This window comes from Streptomyces sp. PsTaAH-137, from assembly GCF_003259365.1.
Lineage (GTDB): Bacteria > Actinomycetota > Actinomycetes > Streptomycetales > Streptomycetaceae > Streptomyces.
Window position 1 is genome coordinate 1 of the sequence record NZ_QLLY01000080.1, and the last position, 2261, is coordinate 2261.

Annotated in this window: 1 protein-coding gene; it reads right to left on the reverse strand. The window is 74.2% G+C overall.

The window, feature by feature from the left end; all coding sequences use genetic code 11:
* Window positions 1-2261 (reverse strand): condensation domain-containing protein (locus K377_RS40980; RefSeq protein WP_237551598.1); only part of this gene is annotated, 2261 nt, incomplete at both ends.

Here is a 2261-nt window from a genome sequence, read left to right on the forward strand (position 1 = left end):
GCCCATGTCGAAGTGGGTGGCCCGGTCCTCGGCGAGGAACTCCTCGAAGGTCTCGGCTCCCTCGGCGTCGCCGACGGTGGTCAGGTCGAGGTGGCGCCAGGGCAGGGTCACCCCGTGTGCCGGCACGACCTGGACGATGTCGCCGTCGGCCCCGGGGACGAAGGCGGCGCGGAGGTTGGTGTAGCGCTCGACGAGCGCCTGCCCGGCCCGGCGCATCCGGTCCGGGTCGACGTCGCCGGAGAGGTGGAACACCAGCTGCATGTGGTAGGCGTCGAACGACGATCCGGCCATCTGGGTGTGGAAGTGGATTCCGGACTGGGCGGGGGTCGTCGGCCAGATCTCGGCGAGCGTGCCGAACCGGTTCTCCCAGCCGTCGATCGCTGCCTGGTCCACCGCGACCAGGGGGGCGTCGGACGGGGTCAGGCCGCCGGCGTCCTCCGTCGTGGCGTGCTCGGCCAGCGCGGTCAGCGCCCGCACCCACAGGCCGGCCAGTTCGGTGACCTCGTCGCGGGAGAGGACTCCGGTCGGGAAGCCGAAGTAGGCGGTCAGTTCGTCGCCGTCGCCGGTGTCGGTGGCCACCGCGTTGATCTCCAGCGCGGAGAGGACCGGCATGTCGGCGTCCGGGGCGGCGATCAGGTCCCGGTAGGTGCTGTCCGGGGTCCAGCCCGCGCCCTGCTGCTCCTCGGGGACGCCGCCGGAGGTGCGGCCCAGGTAGTTGAAGCCGATCTGCGGTTCGCGTCCGGCGGCGAGCACGGCGCCGGTCTCGGCGTTGAGGTGGCGCAGCACGCCGTAGCCGATGCCGTTGTCCGGCACCGCCCGCAGCTGTTCCTTGACGGCCTTGACCGCGCGGCCCGCGGCCGCGCCGCCGGCGAGCGCGTCCGCCACGTCGACGCCGGTCAGGTCCAGGCGTACCGGGAACACCGAGGTGAACCAGCCGATGGTGCTCGACAGGTCGGCGCCGGGTATCACGTGTTCCTCGCGGCCGTGGCCCTCCATGCGCACGAGCGTGGAGGAGGCCGACTCGCCGCGGGCGCGGCGCCAGTGGGCCAGTGCCAGCGCGAGGGCGGCGAGCAGTCCGTCGTCGACCCGGCCGCGGAAGACGGCGGGCACCCGGGTCAGCAGGGTCTGTGTGACGTCCGCGGGGAGCTGGACGCGGACGGTGTCCACGGTGGCGGCGACGTCCTGTGCGCGGTCCAGTTCCCGGGCGCCGAGCACGGGCTCGTCGCCCTGGAGGATGCCCTGCCACACCGGCAGTTGGGCCGCCGCGGTCTCCGGGTCGGCCGCCAGGTCGGCCAGCGCGTGTGCCCAGCGGCGCAGGGACGTGCCCTGCGGGGCGGGCTGCGGGGCGTCACCGGCGCGGACCCGCTGCCAGGCGGCGGCCAGCTCGGGCACCAGGATCCGCCACGACACCCCGTCGACGACGAGGTGGTGGAGGACGATCAGCAGCCGGTCGGCGTCCGTGCCGGAGGTGAACCGCACGAACTGGGCCACGACACCGGCGTCCGGGTCGAGCCGGTCGGCGGCGGCGTCGAGTTCGGCGTGCACGTCGGCACCGTCGAGGGAGACCTCGCGCAGCAGTGCGGCGGCGTCGACGCTGCCGGGCGGCGCGATCAGCAGTCCGGGCGCCTCCCGGTCGAGCCGGGAGCGCAGCACGTCGTGCCGGTCGAGAACGGTCTGGAGAGTGGCGAGCAGTCCCGCGCGGTCGATGTCGTCGGGCAGGGCCAGCATGCCGGACATGGAGAACCGGCCGATGCCGCCGCCCAGTTCGAGGACGTGCGCCGCCATGGGGGGCAGCGGGGCCCGGCCGACGCCGCCGCCGGGGAGTTCGGCCAGGGTCACGCGTTCGTCGTCGCGTCCTTCGACCAGTTCGGCGAGGCGGGCGACGGTGCGGTGCTCGAAGACCTCCCGTGTGCTGACGGCCATGCCGAGCGCCCTGGCCCGGGCGACGACCTGGATGGACCGGATGCTGTCGCCGCCGGTCGTGAAGAAGTCGTCGTCGATGCCGACGGTCCGCAGTCCGAGGACCTCGGCGAACAGTGCGCAGAAGGACTCCTCGATCCGGTTGCGCGGCGCGCGTCCGGTCGATGCCTGCGCGTAGTCCGGGGGCGGCAGCACGCGCCGGTTCAGCTTGCCGCTCGGGGTCAGCGGGATCTCGGAGAGCGGCACGAGGGCGGCGGGCACCATGTAGCCGGGGAGCCGCTCGGTCAGGTAGTCGGGCAGTCCGGCGAGGAGCGGGCCGATCGCCTTGGCGAGGGCCGGGG